The organism is Brevibacterium sp. JSBI002 (genome assembly GCF_026013965.1).
In the GTDB taxonomy this organism is placed as follows: Bacteria; Actinomycetota; Actinomycetes; order Actinomycetales; family Brevibacteriaceae; genus Brevibacterium.
Window position 1 is genome coordinate 3,218,216 of record NZ_CP110341.1, and the last position, 19,478, is coordinate 3,237,693.

At 65.2% G+C, this 19,478-nt stretch carries 16 protein-coding genes, 1 tRNA gene and 4 pseudogenes; 6 read left to right on the forward strand and 15 right to left on the reverse strand.

The window, feature by feature from the left end:
• Nucleotides 1-13: 13 nt before the first annotated feature.
• Nucleotides 14-466 (reverse strand): GNAT family N-acetyltransferase, encoded by a 453-nt coding sequence (locus tag LJ362_RS14640; protein WP_264799763.1) that lies wholly within the window; start codon nt 464-466, stop codon nt 14-16.
• 111 nt (nt 467-577) lie between these two features.
• Between LJ362_RS14640 and argG the strand changes: the two genes are divergently transcribed.
• The 4 genes and pseudogenes from argG (at nt 578) to LJ362_RS17125 (ending at nt 3,061) form a co-directional block, all read left to right on the forward strand.
• On the forward strand, nt 578-1,999 hold the full coding sequence (gene argG / locus LJ362_RS14645; protein WP_264799764.1) for an argininosuccinate synthase: 1,422 nt from the start codon (nt 578-580) through the stop codon (nt 1,997-1,999).
• A 253-nt stretch (nt 2,000-2,252) separates the two neighbouring features.
• A pseudogene (locus LJ362_RS17115) lies at nt 2,253-2,423 on the forward strand (DNA alkylation repair protein); the annotation flags it as partial.
• A 169-nt stretch (nt 2,424-2,592) separates the two neighbouring features.
• Nucleotides 2,593-2,838 (forward strand): annotated as a pseudogene (locus LJ362_RS17120) (DNA alkylation repair protein); the annotation flags it as partial.
• 25 nt (nt 2,839-2,863) lie between these two features.
• Nucleotides 2,864-3,061 (forward strand): DNA alkylation repair protein, encoded by a 198-nt coding sequence (locus LJ362_RS17125; protein WP_413774258.1) that lies wholly within the window; start codon nt 2,864-2,866, stop codon nt 3,059-3,061.
• Between the two features lie 34 nt (nt 3,062-3,095).
• Here LJ362_RS17125 and LJ362_RS14655 read toward each other — a convergent pair whose 3' ends face one another.
• Nucleotides 3,096-3,809 carry a hypothetical protein gene (locus LJ362_RS14655; protein ID WP_264799766.1) on the reverse strand — a complete coding sequence of 238 codons (714 nt, stop codon included), beginning with the start codon at nt 3,807-3,809 and terminating at the stop codon, nt 3,096-3,098.
• A 113-nt stretch (nt 3,810-3,922) separates the two neighbouring features.
• Nucleotides 3,923-3,995, reverse strand: a tRNA-Arg gene (locus LJ362_RS14660).
• 374 nt (nt 3,996-4,369) lie between these two features.
• Between LJ362_RS14660 and LJ362_RS14665 the strand changes: the two genes are divergently transcribed.
• Nucleotides 4,370-6,202, forward strand: a complete 1,833-nt coding sequence (locus LJ362_RS14665) for a phosphoenolpyruvate carboxykinase (GTP) (RefSeq protein WP_264799767.1) — start codon at nt 4,370-4,372, stop codon at nt 6,200-6,202.
• Between the two features lie 202 nt (nt 6,203-6,404).
• On the opposite strand, the gene LJ362_RS14670 is transcribed toward LJ362_RS14665, so the two are convergent.
• The 5 genes and pseudogenes from LJ362_RS14670 to LJ362_RS14690 form a co-directional block, all read right to left on the reverse strand.
• Complete coding sequence (locus LJ362_RS14670) at nt 6,405-7,067, reverse strand: hypothetical protein (RefSeq protein WP_264799768.1); 663 nt, start codon at nt 7,065-7,067, stop codon at nt 6,405-6,407.
• A gap of 467 nt (nt 7,068-7,534) precedes the next feature.
• The gene (locus LJ362_RS14675; protein WP_101554535.1) at nt 7,535-7,768 is read right to left on the reverse strand and encodes a hypothetical protein; all 234 of its coding nucleotides are present in this window, start codon (nt 7,766-7,768) and stop codon (nt 7,535-7,537) included.
• A pseudogene (locus tag LJ362_RS14680) lies at nt 7,765-9,191 on the reverse strand (inorganic phosphate transporter). Before LJ362_RS14680 ends, LJ362_RS14675 begins: the two are co-directional and overlap by 4 nt.
• A 344-nt stretch (nt 9,192-9,535) precedes the next feature.
• Nucleotides 9,536-10,951 (reverse strand): aspartate aminotransferase family protein, encoded by a 1,416-nt coding sequence (locus LJ362_RS14685; RefSeq protein WP_264799769.1) that lies wholly within the window; start codon nt 10,949-10,951, stop codon nt 9,536-9,538.
• Between the two features lie 55 nt (nt 10,952-11,006).
• Nucleotides 11,007-12,491 carry a CoA-acylating methylmalonate-semialdehyde dehydrogenase gene (locus tag LJ362_RS14690; RefSeq protein WP_264799770.1) on the reverse strand — a complete coding sequence of 495 codons (1,485 nt, stop codon included), beginning with the start codon at nt 12,489-12,491 and terminating at the stop codon, nt 11,007-11,009.
• Between the two features lie 113 nt (nt 12,492-12,604).
• Here LJ362_RS14690 and LJ362_RS14695 point away from each other — a divergent pair, with 113 nt between their 5' ends.
• Nucleotides 12,605-14,314, forward strand: a complete 1,710-nt coding sequence (locus LJ362_RS14695) for a PucR family transcriptional regulator (RefSeq protein WP_264799771.1) — start codon at nt 12,605-12,607, stop codon at nt 14,312-14,314.
• Between the two features lie 87 nt (nt 14,315-14,401).
• Here LJ362_RS14695 and LJ362_RS14700 read toward each other — a convergent pair whose 3' ends face one another.
• The 7 genes and pseudogenes from LJ362_RS14700 to LJ362_RS14725 all read right to left on the reverse strand — a co-directional run bounded on the left by LJ362_RS14700 (nt 14,402) and on the right by LJ362_RS14725 (nt 19,345).
• Nucleotides 14,402-15,031 carry an Ldh family oxidoreductase gene (locus LJ362_RS14700; RefSeq protein WP_413774212.1) on the reverse strand — a complete coding sequence of 210 codons (630 nt, stop codon included), beginning with the start codon at nt 15,029-15,031 and terminating at the stop codon, nt 14,402-14,404.
• Nucleotides 15,004-15,225 (reverse strand): annotated as a pseudogene (locus tag LJ362_RS17130) (Ldh family oxidoreductase); the annotation flags it as partial. The gene LJ362_RS14700 and the pseudogene LJ362_RS17130, both read right to left, overlap by 28 nt.
• Nucleotides 15,222-15,404: a hypothetical protein gene (locus LJ362_RS14705; protein WP_264801888.1), complete on the reverse strand. Its 183-nt coding sequence runs from the start codon at nt 15,402-15,404 to the stop codon at nt 15,222-15,224. The pseudogene LJ362_RS17130 and the gene LJ362_RS14705, both read right to left, overlap by 4 nt.
• A gap of 105 nt (nt 15,405-15,509) precedes the next feature.
• Complete coding sequence (locus LJ362_RS14710) at nt 15,510-16,601, reverse strand: proline racemase family protein (RefSeq protein ID WP_264799773.1); 1,092 nt, start codon at nt 16,599-16,601, stop codon at nt 15,510-15,512.
• Between the two features lie 113 nt (nt 16,602-16,714).
• Nucleotides 16,715-17,962: an FAD-dependent oxidoreductase gene (locus tag LJ362_RS14715; protein ID WP_264799774.1), complete on the reverse strand. Its 1,248-nt coding sequence runs from the start codon at nt 17,960-17,962 to the stop codon at nt 16,715-16,717.
• A 166-nt stretch (nt 17,963-18,128) separates the two neighbouring features.
• A complete protein-coding gene (locus LJ362_RS14720; protein ID WP_264799775.1) occupies nt 18,129-18,731 on the reverse strand; it encodes an OmpA family protein in 603 nt (200 codons plus the stop codon).
• A complete protein-coding gene (locus LJ362_RS14725) occupies nt 18,728-19,345 on the reverse strand; it encodes a hypothetical protein (protein ID WP_264799776.1) in 618 nt (205 codons plus the stop codon). Before LJ362_RS14725 ends, LJ362_RS14720 begins: the two co-directional genes overlap by 4 nt.
• Nucleotides 19,346-19,478: the final 133 nt, after the last annotated feature.

The following is a 19,478-nucleotide window of genomic DNA, read 5'->3' on the forward strand; positions in this document are numbered from 1 at the left end:
CGGCGGCCCCGGATCAGACCCCGAACTCTGGCGCGAAGGCCAGGGCACCCGCAGGCACCTCTCCGGCCAACGACATCGCCATGAGCGCCTCGTCGGGAACCTCGACGTGCAGGGTGATGCCGAATCCCGAGGCCGGCGTGAACCCGAAGCGTGGGTAGTACTCGGGGTGACCGAGCACGACGGCGAATGCCTCACCGCTGCGGGCCGCCTCGGCGAGGAGCGCCTCGATGACGGGGGTGCCGGCGCCGGTGCGCTGATGCTCGGGCCACACGGAACAGGGCGCGAGGCAGACTCCGGGCGCCTCTCCGACGAAGCACCGGGAGAGCATGGCGTGGGCGAAGACCTCACCGTCGAGGACGCCGACGAACGACAGGCCCTCGATTCCGTAGCCGGATGCGTGGATGGCATCGATGTCACCGGATGTCTCAGTGCGGATGGTGAACTGAGGTGCGAGAGGATTCGTCACCTGTTCACGATAACAATCGGCGGAGCCGCCTCACCCATCCCACACACATAAAAATACATTCCTATGCATAACAATTCGACATTCGGCGGGGAATGACGTTACGCTGGTGCCATGTCGAAAGTACTGTCTTCGCTCCCAGTCGGTGAGCACGTTGGAATCGCCTTCTCCGGCGGACTGGACACCTCCTGCGCGGTCGCATGGATGCGCCACAAGGGTGCCATCCCGTGCACGTACACGGCCGATATCGGCCAGTACGACGAACCCGACCTCGAATCGGTGACCGATCGCGCCAAGGAATACGGCGCCGAGATCGCCCGCTTCGTCGACGCCAAGCGCCTGCTCGTCGAGGAGGGCTTCGTCGCCCTGCAGTGTGGCGCGTTCAACGTCCGCTCCGGCGGCAAGACCTACTTCAACACCACTCCCCTGGGCCGCGCGGTCACCGGCACCATGCTGGTCCGCGCCATGAAGGAAGACGGCGTCGACATCTGGGGCGACGGCTCGACCTACAAGGGCAACGACATCGAGCGGTTCTACCGCTACGGCCTCATGGCCAACCCGAAGCTGCGCATCTACAAGCCGTGGCTCGACTCGGAGTTCGTCGACGAGCTCGGCGGCCGGCAGGAGATGAGCGAATGGCTCGTCGAGCACGGCTACCCCTACCGCGACTCGGCCGAGAAGGCCTACTCCACAGATGCGAACATCTGGGGCGCCACGCACGAGGCGAAGACCCTCGAGTTCCTCGACGCCGGACTCGACATCGTCGAACCGATCATGGGCGTCGCCGCCTGGCGCGATGACATCGAGGTCAAGTCGGAAGAGGTCTCGGTCCGCTTCGAGGCCGGACGGCCGGTCGCCATCAACGGTGAAGAATTCGACGACCCCGTTGCCCTGGTCTTCAAGGCCAACGAGATCGGTGGCCGCCACGGACTCGGCGTGTCCGACCAGATCGAGAACCGCATCATCGAGGCGAAGTCCCGCGGAATCTACGAGGCCCCGGGCATGGCGCTGCTGCACGTGACGTACGAACGTCTGCTCAACGCCATCCACAACGAGGACACCATCGCCCTCTACCACGAAGAGGGCCGCCGCCTCGGTCGCCGGATGTACGAGGGCCGCTGGCTCGACCCGCAGTCGCTCATGCTGCGCGAATCCATGCAGCGGTGGGTCGCCTCGGCGATCACCGGCGAGGTCACCCTGCGCCTGCGCCGCGGCGACGACTACACGATCGTCAACACCGAGGGCCCGAACCTGTCCTACCACCCGGAGAAGCTGTCGATGGAGCGTGTGGGCGATGCCGCCTTCGGCCCCGAGGACCGCATCGGCCAGATGACCATGCGCAACCTCGACATCGCCGACTCGCGCGCCCGTCTCGAGCAGTACGCGGCCATGGGCATCGTATCCGGGCCGACCTCGGAACTCGTGGGCTCACTGGAGGCCGGCGGCGCCGAGGAGATCGCGAACTCCACTGTCGACGTCGACGAGGCCAGCGACCGCGCAGGCCTGTCCGCCGCCTTCGACGCAGGAACGGACTGAGGTCACGCGCCCGACGCCGGTGCCGGTCGGGCTGAGCCCCGTCCGCGCCGGATGGTGAAAGACTTCCGGAGACACTGCGCAGCATGAGACTCGCGGCCTCCGGTTGAGAACAGAGAACGGCCGGCAGGCGCACTCCCCGATCAATGTGATCGACGGAGTCCGCCTGCCGGCCGTTTCGCATTCACCGCGAGCTGCAGCGCGCGCGTCCGCACGATGCCGTGCGGTGCGGTGCGACCGTGGAATGATTCGTTCCATGACCTCCGATTCCCGGTACAACGCCCAGACCCTCGCCGAGGCGGTCGACCGAGATCTGCGCGCCCGTGGCAGCAGCGAACGCGCCCAGAAGGAGAAGGCCTACCTCAAGAGCGAACTCCTCCATTACGGGGTGAGCGTGCCCGATACTCGTGCCGTCGTTCGCACCGCTCTGCGCACAGCGAAGCTCAGCCACGATGAGGTCATCGATCTCGCCCGAACCCTCTGGGCCGCGCCGACGTCGTCGGACGACTCGGCCGGCAACGCTGAACCAAACGGACACAGGCGCCGGGCCAGCAGGGCACCCCACACCCGTCCACGAGCGACGCGCCGCGGCCACAATGGTGCTCATCCAGTCGAAGGACCGCCTCGGCGGCGGGGATGCGGATTTCATCGGGGGCCTACTCCGCGAGGCGATGACCTGGGCGCTCGTCGACCCTCTGGCCGGGGACCTCATCGGGCCGTTCAGCGAACGGGATGCCGCTTTCGACCCCGTCCTGGAGCGCTGGGCGAGCGATGAGGATTTCTGGATTCGCCGCTCGGCCCTATTGGCGCACCTGGTCCCGCTGCGACACGGCCGCGGCGACTTCGACAGGTTCTCTCGATTCGCCGATGCGATGCTCGAGGAGAAGGAATTCTTCGTCCGCAAAGGCCATCGGCTGGGTTCTGCACGATTCCTCGCGCAAACGCCCCGACCTCGTCTTCGACTGGATCCTCCCGCGTGCCCACCGTGCCTCGGGAGTGACGATCAGGGAGGCCGTCAAACGCCTGTCGACGGAACAGCGTGAGGCCGTTCTCGCCGCCAGATGACTCGACGCCCGGCCGCAGGTGGGCCAAGTCCCAGCTATCTGACTCCACCCCTGCCGACCGGAGGGTGGCCGGGCAGTTGTCGTGCTGCGTCCTCGGGGTTGCCGGTCAGCTCGACGACTCCGCGATCGAGCGCGACCTGAGCCAGCTGCGCATACCCCGCCGCCGAGGCGGCCCGAGCGATGGCCTCGACCGCCGCGCCTGCGGGTCGTCGGCCGGTCCCCGCGAACCAGATCCAGCGACCGTCGATCGACCGTGGAATCGGGTCGAGCGCCAGTGTGAAACGTCTGCGTCCGCGCCTGGCGTCCTCGGCCGAGCAGGCGACGAAGTGGACACCGTTCTTCGTCCACCACGACGCTCGCAGAGTCGACTGCGCGATCTGCCCCTGCAGTCCGACCTCTTTGAGATATCTGTTCGCACCGGCGACCCCGGCAATGCTGCCGGGCGTGATCTGCTGATAGGGAATGGCGTAGGGACGAATCCCCGGCGCAATGGAGCCGACAAGGATCCCGCGCTCGCACACGATGAGCCGCTCACCTGAGAGATAGAGAAGGATCAGACCGAACATCACCGCGAAGATGACACCCGGAGCAATCGCCAGCAATGGCGTCTCCCCCGGGTTGATAAATGTCAGAACTGTGAAGAGCACCCACCCGAGGACGAACCCCGTCACTGTTTTCGGTCCTGGGCGGTCGGCGAACACCTCGATGACCTCACCGAGCTCTTCACGATGGCGACTGGCTTTCCGCATCTCAGCACCCAACAGAACCCCAACCTTCGGATCTACGCCCAGATCGGCCTGACTCCGGGCAAACGAAAAAGTCCCTCACCGGCAATCGTGCCAGGTGAGGGACTCTCTTTCTGTGCGCCACGAGGGATTCGAACCCCCAACCTTCTGATCCGTAGTCAGATGCTCTATCCGTTGAGCTAGTGGCGCATGTCGCTCGGACTCACGCCCTGCAACTCGAACAACTATACACACCAGTTTCGCCGAAGCTCAAATCGCACCGACGTGCGCTTCGCCACATTCGCACTTACGGTCAGAGCCGCCTCGGCGACAGGGGTTGAAATCGTCGATTTCAGCCGTCGGTCATCGGTGAAACAAACCGCCAATCATTTGAAACAACACGTCAGTCAGTTGCTGCATTCGCGTCAACGACCCGCCGGCTGTGATCCAATGCACATCTTCGAGTGACCGAAACGCGCGTATTTCGCTTCCGCCCCCATCCTACGGTGGATGTGTACCAACCGCTCGACGGACGCCAGCCGCCGGACACCTAACCCCATTCTCGATTGACCAGGAGACCACTCATGACTGTCCTCGACCATGATGTCGTCGCTGACCAGCTGAAGAACGCACCGACCGAAAACAAGTCGGTGCTCTCGTTCGTCAGCCGGATCGCCGCCCTGACCACCCCGGACGACATCGTCTGGATCGATGGTTCCGAAGCACAGAAGAACGAGATCGCTGAGAAGCTCGTCGAGGCCGGCACCATCCAGCGTGTCAACGGCACCAAGGACTCCTACTACGCGGCCTCCGACCCCGAGGACGTCGCCCGTGTCGAGGGCCGGACCTACATCTGCTCCGAGGACGAGAAGGATGCCGGTCCGCTCAACAACTGGGTGGCTCCCGCGGAGATGAAGGAGACCCTCAACCCGCTGTTCGAGGGTGCGATGCGCGGACGCACCATGTACGTCATCCCCTTCGTCATGGGCCACGCCGAGGCGGACCAGCCGATGTTCGGCATCGAGGTCACCGATTCGGCCTACGTCGTGCTCTCCATGCTCGTCATGGCTCGCTCGGGCAAGTACGCCCTCGATGCGATCGACGCCCAGGACGCGAAGTTCGTCGAGTGCGTCCACTCCGTCGGCGCTCCGCTGGAAGAGGGACAAGAAGACGTCGCCTGGCCCTGCAACACCACCAAGTACATCACCCACTTCCCCGAGGATCGCGCCATCTGGTCCTTCGGCTCCGGCTACGGCGGCAACGCTCTGCTGGGCAAGAAGTGCTACGCGCTGCGCATCGCCTCCGCAATCGCCCGCGACGAAGGCTGGCTGGCCGAGCACATGCTCATCCTCAAGCTGACGAGCCCGGAAGGCGTCGTCAAGTACGTCGCCGCGGCGTTCCCCTCTGCCTGCGGCAAGACCAACCTCGCCATGATCGAGCCGACCATCCCCGGGTGGAAGGCCGAGACCCTCGGTGACGACATCGCGTGGATGCGCTTCGGCGAGGACGGCCAGCTCTACGCCGTCAACCCCGAGTTCGGTCTCTTCGGCGTCGCCCCGGGCACCGGCTACACGACGAACCCGACCGCGATGCGCGCCATCGAGGCCGGCGGCAACATCTTCACCAACGTCGCTCTGACCGACGACGGTGACGTGTGGTGGGAAGGCAAGACCGACGAGGCGCCTGCTCACCTCACCGACTGGAGGGGCAACGACTGGACTCCCGAGTCCGACACCCCCGCCGCTCACCCGAACTCGCGTTTCTGCACCCCGATCGCGAACGTGCCGACCCTGGCTCCCGAGTGGACCAACCCGAACGGTGTGCCGATCTCGGCTATCCTCTTCGGCGGTCGCCGCAAGACCACGATGCCTCTGGTCACCGAGACCAAGGACTGGACCCACGGCGTGTTCATGGGCTCGGTGCTCTCCTCGGAGACCACCGCTGCTGCCACCGGTGCCGTCGGCGTCGTCCGCCGCGATCCCATGGCGATGCGCCCGTTCATCGGCTACAACGTCGGTGACTACCTGCAGCACTGGATCAACATCGGCAACACCGAGGGTGCCCAGCTGCCGAAGATCTTCTACGTCAACTGGTTCCGCCGCGACGATGACAACTCGTTCCTGTGGCCCGGATTCTCCGAGAACTCACGCGTTCTCAAGTGGGTCTTCGAACGCGTCACCGGCACCGCCGATGCCCAGGAATCCCCGCTCGGCCTCACCCCGGTCGAAGGCGGCCTCGACACCGAAGGCCTCGATTTCACCGACGAGCAGCTGCGCAAGGCTCTCGCCATCAAGCCCGAAGAGTGGGAGACCGAACTCGGCCTCATCGAGGAATGGTATGCCGAGCTCGGCGATTCGGTTCCGGCCGAACTCCGCGCCGAGGTGGACAACCTCCGCGAGCGCCTCGGCCTCGCTTGAGCCGTTCGGCTGAGTTGCCGACGGCCTCAGCCGCTCGGCTTCATCGCTGACAGTCTGAGCCGCCCGTTCATCGACAATCCCCCAACCGCCGCCGAGGTGGTTGGGGGATTGTCGTATTTCGCTGAGGGCGCGCGTTCGGCCGTTTGAAGCTCGCCGTTGATTCGTCAGTGCTTTCGGGCCCTAGTGCCGAAGCCGCGCAGACTCAGCAATGCGCCGCCTGCGCCCTGTGAACCTCACGGAGAAATACCAAGACATCACGCGGTTTCGCTTTGAGCTCCCTCAATACGCGATAGGTGACTTCCTCAGGCTTCCTTGGCTTGCCGATCAGTGCGTTCTGATGAGCGGTCGCCCCGCGGGCGGTGATCGTCACGAACAGGGCGTCCGGAAGCGGATACTTCCTCCACTCGAACTCTCCCCCGATGTCGACGACGCCTGACCACGGCGTTGCGAACTGCATGACCCGCCCTCCAGGCTTCCACCATGAGGACTCCACGCCCCATCTCGACACGACAAACTGTGGTCGCGCAAAGGGAAAGACAAAAGTCCACAACAGCGCTCCGACGCCGAACAACGCCAAACCGATGGCGAAGACCACAAGGAGGAAGAACACCAGCCACCCGCCGAAGCCAGGGGACTTCGGGTTCCACGTCGAGGCGGGGGTGACGGCGAAGGTGAGGATGATCGCTCCGACGAACAGCCAGCTAACGAGTGCAAGGGCGAACGTCTTAGCTAGGTTCGTTCGCAGCACGACTCGCCCTTCGCGCCGCATCGCTGCATGCCAGTGCTCGATGCGCCGGCGATCTGCTTTGGCGATCTCTTTCTGCAGATCGGCGGTATGTCGAGGATTGTGCGGTGGAGTTCTCACAGGTCGAGTCTAAGCCGAGGCGCCAGGGTCTCAGGAAAGCTACCCGCAGCTGCTTTCACTGAGCCGCCCCGACTCCACCGCTTGGGTATCACGCACTGTCAGCGGCATAACCACCTGGCAGTGGCGCTTCCTCTCGTGACGCGGGGATGTTCCATGCACATAGCCCGGAGCATCCCTCACCGCTGCTGTCGCTAGGCACCAGTGGGAGCAAAACACCGTCGCGGCGGCACGTTGCACCGTTGCAAATGTAGGCACAGCAACTAAGGGCGAGGGCTGGTGCTCTAGAGGTTGTCCGTGACGCTACCGGTACGTGATCGCCGCACGAAGAAGCCGCGGCGTCACGCGGGGATCACCCAGAGAGCTCAGGCGAGCACTTCAGACACGACACGTGGCCCGCAGCACGGCGGCGTCAGGCGGTCGCCGCGTCAAGCGCCATCGGAATCGTCAGGCGGTCGGCGCCCGAAGTGTCAGGCGCCGTGGAGAGCCGGGACGATGAGATAGACGCCGAGCAGCACGACTGCTCCGCAGACTCCGAAGACCGTCCAGTAGGCGACCTGCAGCCCTGAGCTGCTGCGGCCCTCGTCGACCCGGTCGAGATGTGTCGCGCGCATGCGCACGGCAACCGAGAACAGCGTGATGACGATGATGGCCGAGACCCATGTCGCGGCAGCCACGATGGCGAAGGAACTCCATTCGATCATTTCGCGTCTCCCTGATCGCTCGCATCGGCCCGACTCGCATCGGCTCCGGTGTTCGATGCACGCCCCGAATCGGCTCCGGACCTCGATCCGGACGCCGAACCGGTCGTCGAGCCGGTCGACGATCCTGTCGTCGCCTCGACGGGAGCCGCCCCGTTCTTCTTGGCGTCACGGTGTGCCCGGCGCTTCTCTTTGGCCGCCTGCTTCTCGGCCCAGGCTTCGTAGCGGGCTTTCCGCTTCTCCTGAGCGCGTTTGCGGTTGCGGTCCTTGCGCAGCTTGCGCTTGCGGCCGCGGATGTTGACGGCCTCGCCGACGGTGTCGAAGTTCGAGATGTCCGTCTCCTCGACCCGGCGGGAGCTGAGGTAGATCCACAGCACCACGATGACGGCGACGATCGTGTCGACGACGACGCCGATCGTGCCCAGGTGAGCGATGCCGGCGGCCAGCCCGCCGACGATCGCGGCGGCCGGAATCGTCAGCAGCCAACCGGAGGCGATCCGTCCGGCCGTCGACCACTGGACATCGGCGCCCTTACGGCCCAGTCCCGAACCGAGCACGGAACCGGAGGCGACCTGCGTCGTCGACAGAGCAAAGCCGAGGTGGGAGGAGGCGAGGATGGCCGCGGCGTCGACGTCTCGGCCGACAGGCCCTGCGCGGCCTTGACCGTCGTCAGCTTCGTGCCGAGAGTGTCGATGATGCGCCAACCGCCGACATAGGTGCCCAACGCGATCGCCAGGGCACACGCCGTGATCACCCAGATGTGCGGACCGGTGCCGTGCTCCTGCAGGTTCGCGGAGACGAGGACGAGGGTGATGACGCCCATCGTCTTCTGCGCGTCGTTCGTACCGTGGGCGAGCGCCACCAGCGAGGACGAGAAGATCTGTCCGTACTTGAACGGCGCACGGCGAGCGGTCTTGCCCTCCTCGTTGCGGCGAGTGATCGCGTAGGCGATCTTCGTGCACAGGTAGGCGCTGAAGCCGGCGATGAGCGGAGCCGCCAGGGCCGGGATGACGACCTTGGACAGGAACACTCCGTAGTCGACGGAGCTGAACCCGGCACCGACGATGGCCGCGCCGATGAGGCCGCCGAAGAGTGCGTGGGACGAGGACGACGGAAGGCCGAAGCGCCACGTCGCCATGTTCCAGATGATGGCGCCGATGAGGCCGGCGAGGATGAACGAGGGGCTGATCTGGACTCCCCCGCCGCCTTCTTTGATGATGCCGCCCGAAATGGTCTTGGCCACCTCGGTGGAGAGGAAGGCACCGACGAGGTTGAGGATCGCGGCAAGCGTGACCGCCGTCTTCGGTTTGATGGCCCCGGTTGCGATCGGTGTGGCCATGGCATTGGCCGTATCGTGAAAGCCATTGGTGAAGTCGAAGAACAGTGCCAGTGCGATGACGAGCACGACGACGAAGATGATTTCCACTAATCGACCTTGGGTGTAGACACTATTCGGACCGTGGATGATGCAGCTGACGGCCAGCCATCACTATCCCGCAGAAGTCTACCCACAGATTCAACCGCTCTTCACCCGCAGTTCGACCCTACTCCACCTCGTTCACCTTTTGTTCACTTTTGACGTGCGCAAACGGGCCCCGCCCGGCTGAGAGTGCAATTGCACTCACATTCCGAACGGGGCCCGAACACAGCAATACTTCGCCGAGGCGGCTCCCCGCCTCACGCAGTCATCCGCGGAAACCGTGGCCGACCCACCCGCGGAAACCGCGGCGGGACATCACCGAGGCGACGCCTCATCCACGCGTGACGAATCTACTCCGTGACGTACCGATCCGCGACGTCGAGTGCCCGATCCAGGGCGGCGAGCCCGAACCTGACGTCCTCATCCGGGGTGTTCAGCGGCGGCACGACGTGAATTCGGTTGAAGTTCGCGAACGGCAGCACACCTTCGGCCTTGAACGCTGCGATGACCTCGTTCATCTCCGGCGAGCTGCCGCCGTAGGCTGCCAGCGGCTCCTTCGTCGTCCGATCCTTCACGAGCTCGACGGCCCAGAAGCAGCCAAGCCCCCGCACGTCCCCGACCGAGGGGTGACGCTCGGCGATCTCCCGCAGGGCCGGACCGATGATGTCCTCGCCGAGGCGGTCGGCATTGGAGATCATCCGCTCGTCCTCCATCGCGGTGATCGTCGCGACCGCTGCTGCGCAGGCGAGCGGATGCCCCGAATAGGTCAGTCCGCCCGGGTAGGCCCGGTCGCGGAAGGTCTCGAAGATCGCATCCGAGATGGCGACCCCGCCGAGCGGGACGTATCCGGAGTTCACGCCCTTGGCGAAGGTGATGAGGTCCGGGGTGACGTCCCAGTGGTCGACGGCGAACCACCGGCCTGTCCGGCCGAATCCGGCCATCACCTCGTCGGCGATGAAGACGATCCCGTACTTCGCCGTCAGCTCGCGCACGCCGGCGAGGTAACCGGCCGGCGGGGCGTAGATCCCCGCGGTGCCCGGCACGGTTTCGAGGATGAGAGCCGCGATGTTGCCGGGCCCCTCGAGGGTGATCATGTCCTCGAGGTGGGCCAGCGCCCGCTGCGTCTCCTCGGCCTCGGAGGTCGAATTGAAGTACGACCGGTAGGGGTAGGCGGGCATGAAGTGGACGATGCCCTCAGCGGAGTAGTCGTTGGCGAACCGGCGGGGGTCACCGGTGACATTGACGGCCAGCTGCGTGCCTCCGTGGTAGCTGCGGTAGGCAGAGAGCACCTTCGTCCGCCCGGTGTGCAGTCGGGCCATCCGGATCGCGTGCTCGTTCGCGTCGGCTCCCCCGTTCGTGAAGAACACGTGGTCGAGGTCGCCCGGGGTGCGCTCGGTGATGAGTCGGGCCGCCTCGGAGCGGGCGTCGTTGACGTGCTGCGGCGCGATGGTGCACAGCCGGCCGGCCTGCTCCTGGATCGCCGCGACGACGGCCGGGTGCTGATGACCGATATTCGTGTTGACCAGCTGCGATGACATGTCGAGCAGCTTTCGGCCCTCGCCGTCCCAGATGTAGGGACCGGCGGCGTCGACGATCGTCATCGGGTCGAACGGCCCCTGTGCCTGCCAGGAGTGGAAGACATGGGCGCGGTCGAGTTCATAGGCACGCCGGCCTGCGTCGATCTGCTGCGAATCGATCCGACCGGTGCCTGTGCGGTCAGCGTCGAGGTGCGATTCGGTGAGCGGGGAATCCGCGGTGGTGGTCATGGCTGCTCCTTCGCCGAGGTGGTTCGTCGTTGTGTGGTCATCGGTGCGACCCGGTTCAGTCGTTGGTCGGGAAGCCGAGGTTGAGTCCGCCGTGGCTGGGGTCGAGCCAGCGTGAGGTCACGACCTTGCCGCGAGTGAAGAAGTGGACTCCTTCGTCGCCGTAGGCATGGGTGTCTCCGAACAGCGAGTTCTTCCACCCGCCGAAGGAGTAGTAGCCCACGGGCACGGGGATCGGGACGTTGATGCCGACCATGCCGACCTCGACTTCGTTCTCGTAGCGGCGAGCCGCTCCCCCGTCGTTGGTGAAGATCGCGGTGCCGTTGCCGTACGGGTTGGCGTTGATGAGGTCGAGGCCCCCGTCGTAGCCGGGGACGCGGACGACGGCGAGGACAGGTCCGAAGATCTCGTCGGTGTAGATCGACATGTCCGGGGTGACATTGTCGAAGGGAGTCGGGGTGAGGAAGAATCCGTCGGCCGGGACGTTCTCCCGACCGTCGAGGACGACCGTCGCGCACGCCTCGGCGCCGGCATCGATGTAGCCAGCGACCTTGTCGCGATGCGCGGCGGTGACGAGCGGTCCCATGTCCGGCTCGGTCGCCCCGTCGCCCACGCGCAGGGTCGTGGTGCGCTCGGCGATCTTCGCCACGAGCTCGTCGGCGATCGAGTCGACGGCGACGACGACGGAGATCGCCATGCAGCGCTCACCTGCGGCGCCGTAGCCGGCGTTGACGGCGGCATCGGCGGCGAGGTCGAGGTCCGCATCGGGCAGCACGAGCATATGGTTCTTCGCCCCGCCGAGCGCCTGGACGCGCTTGCCGGCGGCGGTGCCGTTCTCGTAGACGTACTTTGCGATCGGGGTCGACCCGACGAAGGACACCGAGGCGACCTCGGGGCTCTCCAGGATCGTGTCGACGGCTTCCTTGTCGCCGTGGACGACGTTGAACACACCGTCGGGCAGGCCCGCTTCCTTCCACAGTTCGGCCATCCAGTTCGCGGCGCTCGGGTCCTTCTCGGAGGGCTTGAGCACGACGGTGTTGCCGGCGGCGATGGCGACGGGGAAGAACCACATCGGAACCATGGCCGGGAAATTGAAGGGAGAGATGATCGCTGCGACGCCGAGCGGCTGACGCAGGGAATGGACGTCGAGCTTCGTCGACGCGTTCTCCGTATGACCGCCTCTCAGGTGGCCGGCGATGCCGCACGCGAATTCGACGACCTCCTGCCCGCGGGCGACTTCGCCGAGGGCGTCGGAGAGGACCTTGCCGTGTTCGGCGGTGATGATCTCGGCGAGCTCCTGCTTGCGGGCATTGAGCAGCTCTCGGAAGGAGAAGAGGATGGACGTCCGCCGTGACAGCGAGGTGTCGCGCCAGGCGGGGAATGTGTCGGAGGCCGCGGCGATCGCCGATTCCACGGTGGCCTTCGACCCCAGGGCCACCTGGCCGCTGACGACTCCGGTGGCCGGGTTCGTGATATCGCCGAGGCGGGTGTCGGTGTCCGCGGTGACGGCCTGTCCGTTGATCCAATGGGAGAGCGTTGCCATGAAAGGTCCTTCTGCATCGTCGGTTCGTCGGTTGCATCCATCCTCTGTCGGCTCTGCCGATCTCGGAAGTGTCAGAGTGTCAGAATCTTCGCCCTAGGCTTTACACTGTGTCAATGGACATTGCGCGGGAGTCGAGCGGGGCATCGCTGAGCATCGCCGGTCTGCTCGAGTTCGAGGAGATCAAGGCTGCAGAGCCTGCAGTGCTTGCCGGCGAAGCAGGCCTCGACCGGGCGATCCGCTGGGTCCACATCGCCGATTCCGAGCATGTCGAGCGCTTCCTCGAGGGTGGGGAGCTCGTGTTGACCACCGCCACGGCCTTCCGCCACTCGCCGGAGGCGATGACGGAGTTCCTCGACCAGCTCGAGCGGGCAGGTGCCGCTGGGACGATCATCGAACTCGTCGATGAGAACTCGACCCACGATGAGGAAGCGCGCGAGATCGCGGCCGTGGCCGCCTCGGCGAGGGAACTGCCCGTCATCGTACTGCCGCGACGGGTGAAGTTCGTCAGGATCACCGAGCTCGCGCACCGCAGCCTTCTCGCACAGCAGATCTCACGGCTCGAACATGCCCGGGAGATCCACGAGACGTACACGCAGCTGAGCCTTGACCGGGCCGAGGCGCAGACGATCGTCGATCGCACGGCCGAGCTGTTGGGCACGGCGGTGGTCCTCGAGGATGTGTCACATCGGGTTCTCGCGCATTCCGGCCGGGGCTCGCAGGCTCTCGCACAGAAGTGGGTCGACCTCGTCAGCGGTGCGAGTACGACACCCGGCGGTCACGCGCCGGCGCAGTGGCGGCAGACGCCGGTGGGGCTGCGTTCTCGCCGGTGGGGCCGGCTCGTCGTGCCCGGCGCCGCCGAGTCCGTCGCCGATCTCGAGCAGGTCATCGAACGCGCCGGTGAAGCCCTGACGCTGACTCGAATGGCCGATCGCGATGAGCAGGATCTGCTGCTGCAGGCCCAGAGCGGGCTGATCCGAGAGATCACGGATTCGGAGGGGCTCGACGAACATTCGGCGCTGGAGCGCGCCCGCTCCTTGGGATTCACCCCCACCGAAGGAGCCGAACTCACTCCGGTCGTCGTCCGCATCGACCGGGAGTCCGATACCGATCCGACCCGAATTCAGCTGCAGGAGCGGGGACTGACACAGGAGATCGCCTCTGCGGCCTCGCGACTAAACCTGTGCCTGCTCATGACGAGCCTGCAGTCGGGTGTGTTCGGGTTCGTGCTGGGGCCTGGTCGCGAGAGAAACCGACGGTCACAGCCGAGTCCGCGTGGTACTGCGGAGGCCGACGACCACCTCAACCGCCTTCTCGCCGAACTCGAGGGTCTTGCTGCGAGCTGGGTGGTCGGAGTCGGCCGGAGCAGCCCCTCCCTGCTTCGTGCTGTCGCCGGTCTCGAATCGGCGTCTCATGTCGCCGAGGTCGCGTCGACTCTCGATGTGCGTGAGCGTGCGTTCTACCGCTCCTCGGACGTGCGCATCCGTGGGCTGCTGTCCCTGCTGGCCGAGGACTCGCGGCTGCGTGCTTTCGCCGAGGGAGAGCTGGGGCCGCTGCTCGGCGAATCGACGCGTGATGACCGGCGGGGAGACGGCATTCTGCCGTCGACCACGGACTCCGCAGACGACGGACTGCTCGACTTCCTCGAGCTCTACCTCTCCCATGGCGGCAACAAGTCGGCGATGGCGCGGGCCGGGCACCTGTCCCGGCCCGCGCTCTACGCACGGATCACGCGTCTGCAGGACCGCCTCGGCGTCTCACTCGACGATGCGGAGTCACGCACGGCACTGCACGTGGCGCTGCTGTGCTGGCGGATGTACGGCTGAGGGCCGTACTCGACGGAGTCGGCGACACTCTCCAGCGGGGTCGTGTGCCGTTCGGGACAGAGCAAGCCTCGGTCGGTCGACGGCAATTCAGTCGAACAGGGAGCGAATCGTGTCGGTGACGGGGATTCCGCGTTCGGCTGCCTCGGCGCGATTGGCGTAGCGACGGTCACCGGGCTGACGGTCCATGCCTGCGTCGCGGAGCATGTCGACGAATTCGCGCACCCGAGCGAGGTATCCGTCGTTGCCGCCGCGTTCGGGGTCGATGACGATGAAGAGCTGACCGGTCCGGAAGGTGTGGGCGCCCTCGGGGGCCTCCGCGTCGACCTCATAGGTGAAGGCACCGCCGGTCAGCCCTGCCGCGAGCGTTTCGACCATGAACGACAGCAGCGCACCCTTGTGCCCGCCGATGGGGCGGATGCCTCCGCCGTCGAGGATGGCGTTCGGATCCGTGGTGTCCGCGCCGGTCGAGTCGACCCCGGTCCCGACCGGAACCTCCTGGCCTTCTGCCCGCAGCAGCTGCAGGTCCCCGTGGGACATCGACGAGGTCGAGAAGTCGAAGACGATCGGGTCCGCGCCAGCCACGGGTGTGGCGAAACCGAACGGATTGGTACTGAAGACCGGGCGGGTGGCCCCTCGGGGACAACAGCGAGCTTGCCGCTGGCGATCATCCCCATCGCCGCCCGACCGTCGCGCGCAAATACCTCGAGGTCGGGCCACAGGGCGCTGAAGTGATGGGTGTTGCGCAGGGCGATGACGGCGACACCGGTGTCGTCCAGCATTTGATCGATCGCCGGGTGCGCCTCGGCGAGTGCGGGTTGGGCGAAACCGTTGTGACCGTCGATGCGGATATAGGAGGGGCCGACGACGTCGATGCTCGCTTCTGCTGTCCCATCTGCCCAGCCTCGAGTCAATGAATCGAGGTAGCCGGCGACCCGGAAGACTCCGTGGCTGAGAGTGCGTCGCGCTCGCAGGTGGCACAGTTGGTCGCCACCACTCTCGCAACCGCCGAAGAGGCTCCTGCGGCGGTGAGCTTGGCTTCGATCGCCGAGACAAGATCATCGAAAGAGATGCGGTCGGGTTCGTTCGTCATTGTGCGCTCCTCGTGTGCAGCGAATCGTGTCGGCTTCGACCATTGCCCTTGATCAGCAGACTACCGCTCGAACAGTCATCGATCCCGCCCCGCCATATCCGCGTCTCAGCTGTCGACTCCTGGTTCGGCTGCGCTCGTACCGCCGCTCCAGATGTCTCCGACGGTGAAGCCGACCGGAAACGGATCATCGGCCTCGAGCACGAGCTGCTGGAATCCTGTGATCCACCCGCGCCCGGTGACCGAAATGATGACGGCTGGAATTCCGCCGATCTCGGTCTCTTCCTTCACCACGGCGGTGAAGGTCGTGCCCATCATCGATTCGTGGACGAATCGCTGGCCGACGCGCAGTTCGCCGCGGGCGTGCTTGGCCGCCACTCGACCGCTCGTACCGGTGCCGCACGGTGAGCGGTCGAAAGTCCCGGTCCACGTACTCGGATCGCCGAGGTCGACGATGTCGTTGGGCAGGACGACCGCGTTGCGTCCGTCAGTGCCCGCTGTTCGGGCGGGACCATGGATCAGCGGCAGACCGATCGAATCGATTTCAGGGATGAGAGGATGCCTCACCTCGAAGGCCTCGTTCGCCGCCTGCCGCAACACGCTGGCTGCCCTGATGATCTCCTTGGCATTGCCCGGCTCAAGCTCCACGCCGAGGTTGGCCGCCGCAGTCTGTACGTAGAACTGACCACCGAAGACGATGTCGACGGGGATCGTCCCGTACCCAGGCACCTCGAGAGGCAGGTCGAGTCCGTGGACGAAAGCGGGGACATTATCGAAGGTCACCGCCTTCGCTCGGCCGGCCTCCACCTCGGCGCGGACCGTGACGACACCGGCGGCGGTATCGACGCGCAGCTCGGTGACCGGTTCGCTGATGTCGACGGACCCCGTCTCGATCAGTGCCGTGACGGTGCAGATGAGGTTCGACCCGGACATCGGCTTGAACCCGCCCTGTTCCATGACGATCATTCCGAAATCGCAGCTCGGATCCGTCGCAGGCACGACGAGCGGGGAGCACAGGCCGGGATAGCCGCGGGGTTCGTGGAGGATGAGGTTCCGGAAGTCGTCGAGATGCTCTTCGCAGTAGCGGAGCTTCTCGGCCATCGTCGCACCTTTGACCCGCAGTCCCGAGCCGATGAGCACTCGGCCGGGTTCGCCGGCCGCGTGGACATCGACGGCCTGGATGAGCTGTCTGTTCTTCACGTTCCCTCGTCTCTGCTCGGGCTTCAGCCCACGACTTCGCTGCCGGTGACTTGTTGTGTGGTCATGAGCCCATCCTCGTCCGTTCGGGTCCGTGCGGCGTTGACGTGAATCGTTCAGAACCGATTCGGGGACACACGAGCGAGCAGTTCACCGGGCAGGGTCGAGCTTCCATCAGTCATGAGTCCGGATAGCAGTCGGGCAGATCCCGGTGCCAGTGTCAGACCGAGCATCGAATGTCCAGAGTTGATGTAGGCGTTCTTCACGGAGTCCAGTTGCCCGATGACGGGAAGGCCGTCAGGAGTCATGGGGCGCGACCCAGCCCATGGAGCCAGTTCTCCCTGACCGTCGCCCCACTCACGGAATGCTTCCTGAGCCGCGCGGCGGATTGCACCGACGCGGACCTCGTTGACGTCGTCATCCGTGCTGCCGAACTCCATCGTGCCCGCGAGCCTGAGCATGCCGTTCAGCGGAGTGACGGCGACGCGAGCATCTTCGAGAGTCAGGGATGTGCGCAGCTGGATCGGAGCGGGTGAGTAGTCGATGCTGTAGCCCTTGCCCGAGTAGATGGGGATCTTCTGGCCGAGTTGCCTGGCCAACACGCCGGACGGGACACCGGCGGAGATGACAAAAGCGTCGGCCTTGATGACCTCAGCGTCGGAGGTGACAACTGCGGTCACGGCGTCGCCGGAGCGAACGAAGCGTCCAACGCGAGTAGTTTCTCGCACGACTACGCCGAGATCGGTGAGTTTCGCGAGGAGGCCCGCTGTCAGAGAATCGGGTTCGATCTGTCGGTCAGCGGAGAAAGAGAGACCGTGGCGGATGCGATCGCTGAGAGCCGGTTCGGCCTCGCGGACTTCGTCATCATGCAGTCGCCGCGGCAGGTGGCCAGCGGCCTCGAAAGCGGGCAGGCTCGCACAGTGTTCGTCGAAGCGTTCCCGAGTCTCGAAAGCCAGCAGCACACCGCGGTCGTGCATCTCGAAGTCGATGCCTTGAGCCTGGTACTCATCGAAGAGATCGTTCGCATCCTCGCCGAGGCGCAGGTGGAGGTCGAGTCCGGCTTCGAAGTCATGTGTGTTGCAGTGCCTGGCCATCCGCAACAGGAATCCTAGATAGCGGGGCGCAAGGGACGGCTTGATCGATAGTGGGCTGTCGGGTTTGAGCATCCATCGGATCCCCTGAAGCAGCACGCCTGGGGCAGGCACCGGGGTGCTCTCGGCGATGGCGATCTTTGCGGCATTTCCGTGAGAGGCGCCCGCACCGCAGCGGGCAGCCTCGATGACTGTGACGTCGTGTCCGCTCAGTGCCAGTTCGTAGGCACTGGTCAGCCCGACCACGCCGCCTCCGATGATGACTGTCTTCAATCGGTTGCCCTCCATTGGTCCCCGAATCGGCGGTTTCGCGGTCAGGTCCGGGCCGACGTCACCGAAGTCGCCTCATGTATGACCATCTATTGCAAGAGACGCTATGCAGTGCTGTCAGGTTCGTCAATAGTCTCAGCCGCTCTTCCCGGACAGCCCAAGATCAGGCTCAGCCTTCGTAGCGGATTTCGACGCGACGGTTCTTCGCCCGGCCCTCAGGGTCGTCTTTGCCGTTCTTCTCATTCGACTCGACGGGCTCGGACTCGCCGAATCCCTTTGCTGTCACCTCAAGGTCCGAGTTCTCTGAGGTGAGCACCTCGGCGACGGCCTTCGCGCGGTCTTCGGAGAGCTTCTTGTTGTAGTCGTCTTCGCCCTTGGAGTCCGTATGCCCGCCGACGGTGATCTCGGAGTCGGACGGCAGATCCTCGACAAGGTCCTTGATCTTCTTCTTCGCTGTGTCGCTGAGCTCAGCCGAGTCGAAGTCGAAGAGGATATCCGTGTCGAGCGTGACCACGGTATCGCCGCCACTGGCTTTGGTCGTCTCCACGTCCTCGATGCCTTTGTCCAAGTCATAGATCCCCGGTTCGAGTTCGACGATGCTCTCGTCGATCTGCGACTGGTCGGGATCAGTGAAGTCCTCGGGCGTCGGGGCATCTCGATTGGCGATGTCCTGCGAAGTCACGGAGTCTGCAAACGCGAGTGCGGGTGGACCGGCGACGAGAATGCCGGCAGCAAGAATCACCGCTGCAGGACCGACGGCTGCCGGCTTCACGAGATCTTCACTCCGGTGGCGAGGTTCATGCCGTCGACGACGGAGACCTCGACCTCGTCGACATCTGGCGGCGGGGCCGCGAAGACAGCGAAGGCGTAGTGGGTCTGGCCGGGTTTGAACTTCGTCTGTTGGACATTCGTCTGCGCTCGCTGCGGGAACTTATCCAGCACGTTGTGCTTGCGCAGGTTCTGCGAGTCGACAAGGAACGGCGCCCAGCTCCCGCCCAGATAGCCGTAGAGATCGTCGCCGTCGTCGTCCTCGTCGGTCTTCTCCGAGTTCACTGTGAACGCGAACTGCGCCACGACCGTCTCACCCTGACGCTTTAGAGGGAACAGCTCGACAGTCATCGTCGCTTTGTCATCGCCGTCAACGCCGGCGGGGATCTCCTGGGAGGCGACAGGATCGGGAAGATCCTTCGGATCGAGGCCGGCCGCCTCGGCGGATCCGGATTCACCTTTCGAACCTGCGGCCTCACCGGACTCCTGCGCAGCGCCTTGGGTCTCGGCACCCTCGGCGTTCGGCTCCTCTGTGTCATCTCCGGACGAGCAGGCGGCCAGGGTCAGCGCCAAAGCGGCGGCGGCAGCGGACAGAGCTGTCTTGCGGATCAGGGGCATAGCGATGGGAGTTCTCCTCAGTACTCGCCGGAGCAGCATCTCTGCTGGTGAGCTCCGGTGGTGGGGACGGACGCGGATCACCATACCTGGGACAGGTGAACTTTCACTACATCGAACGTAAGTCGAGACGAAC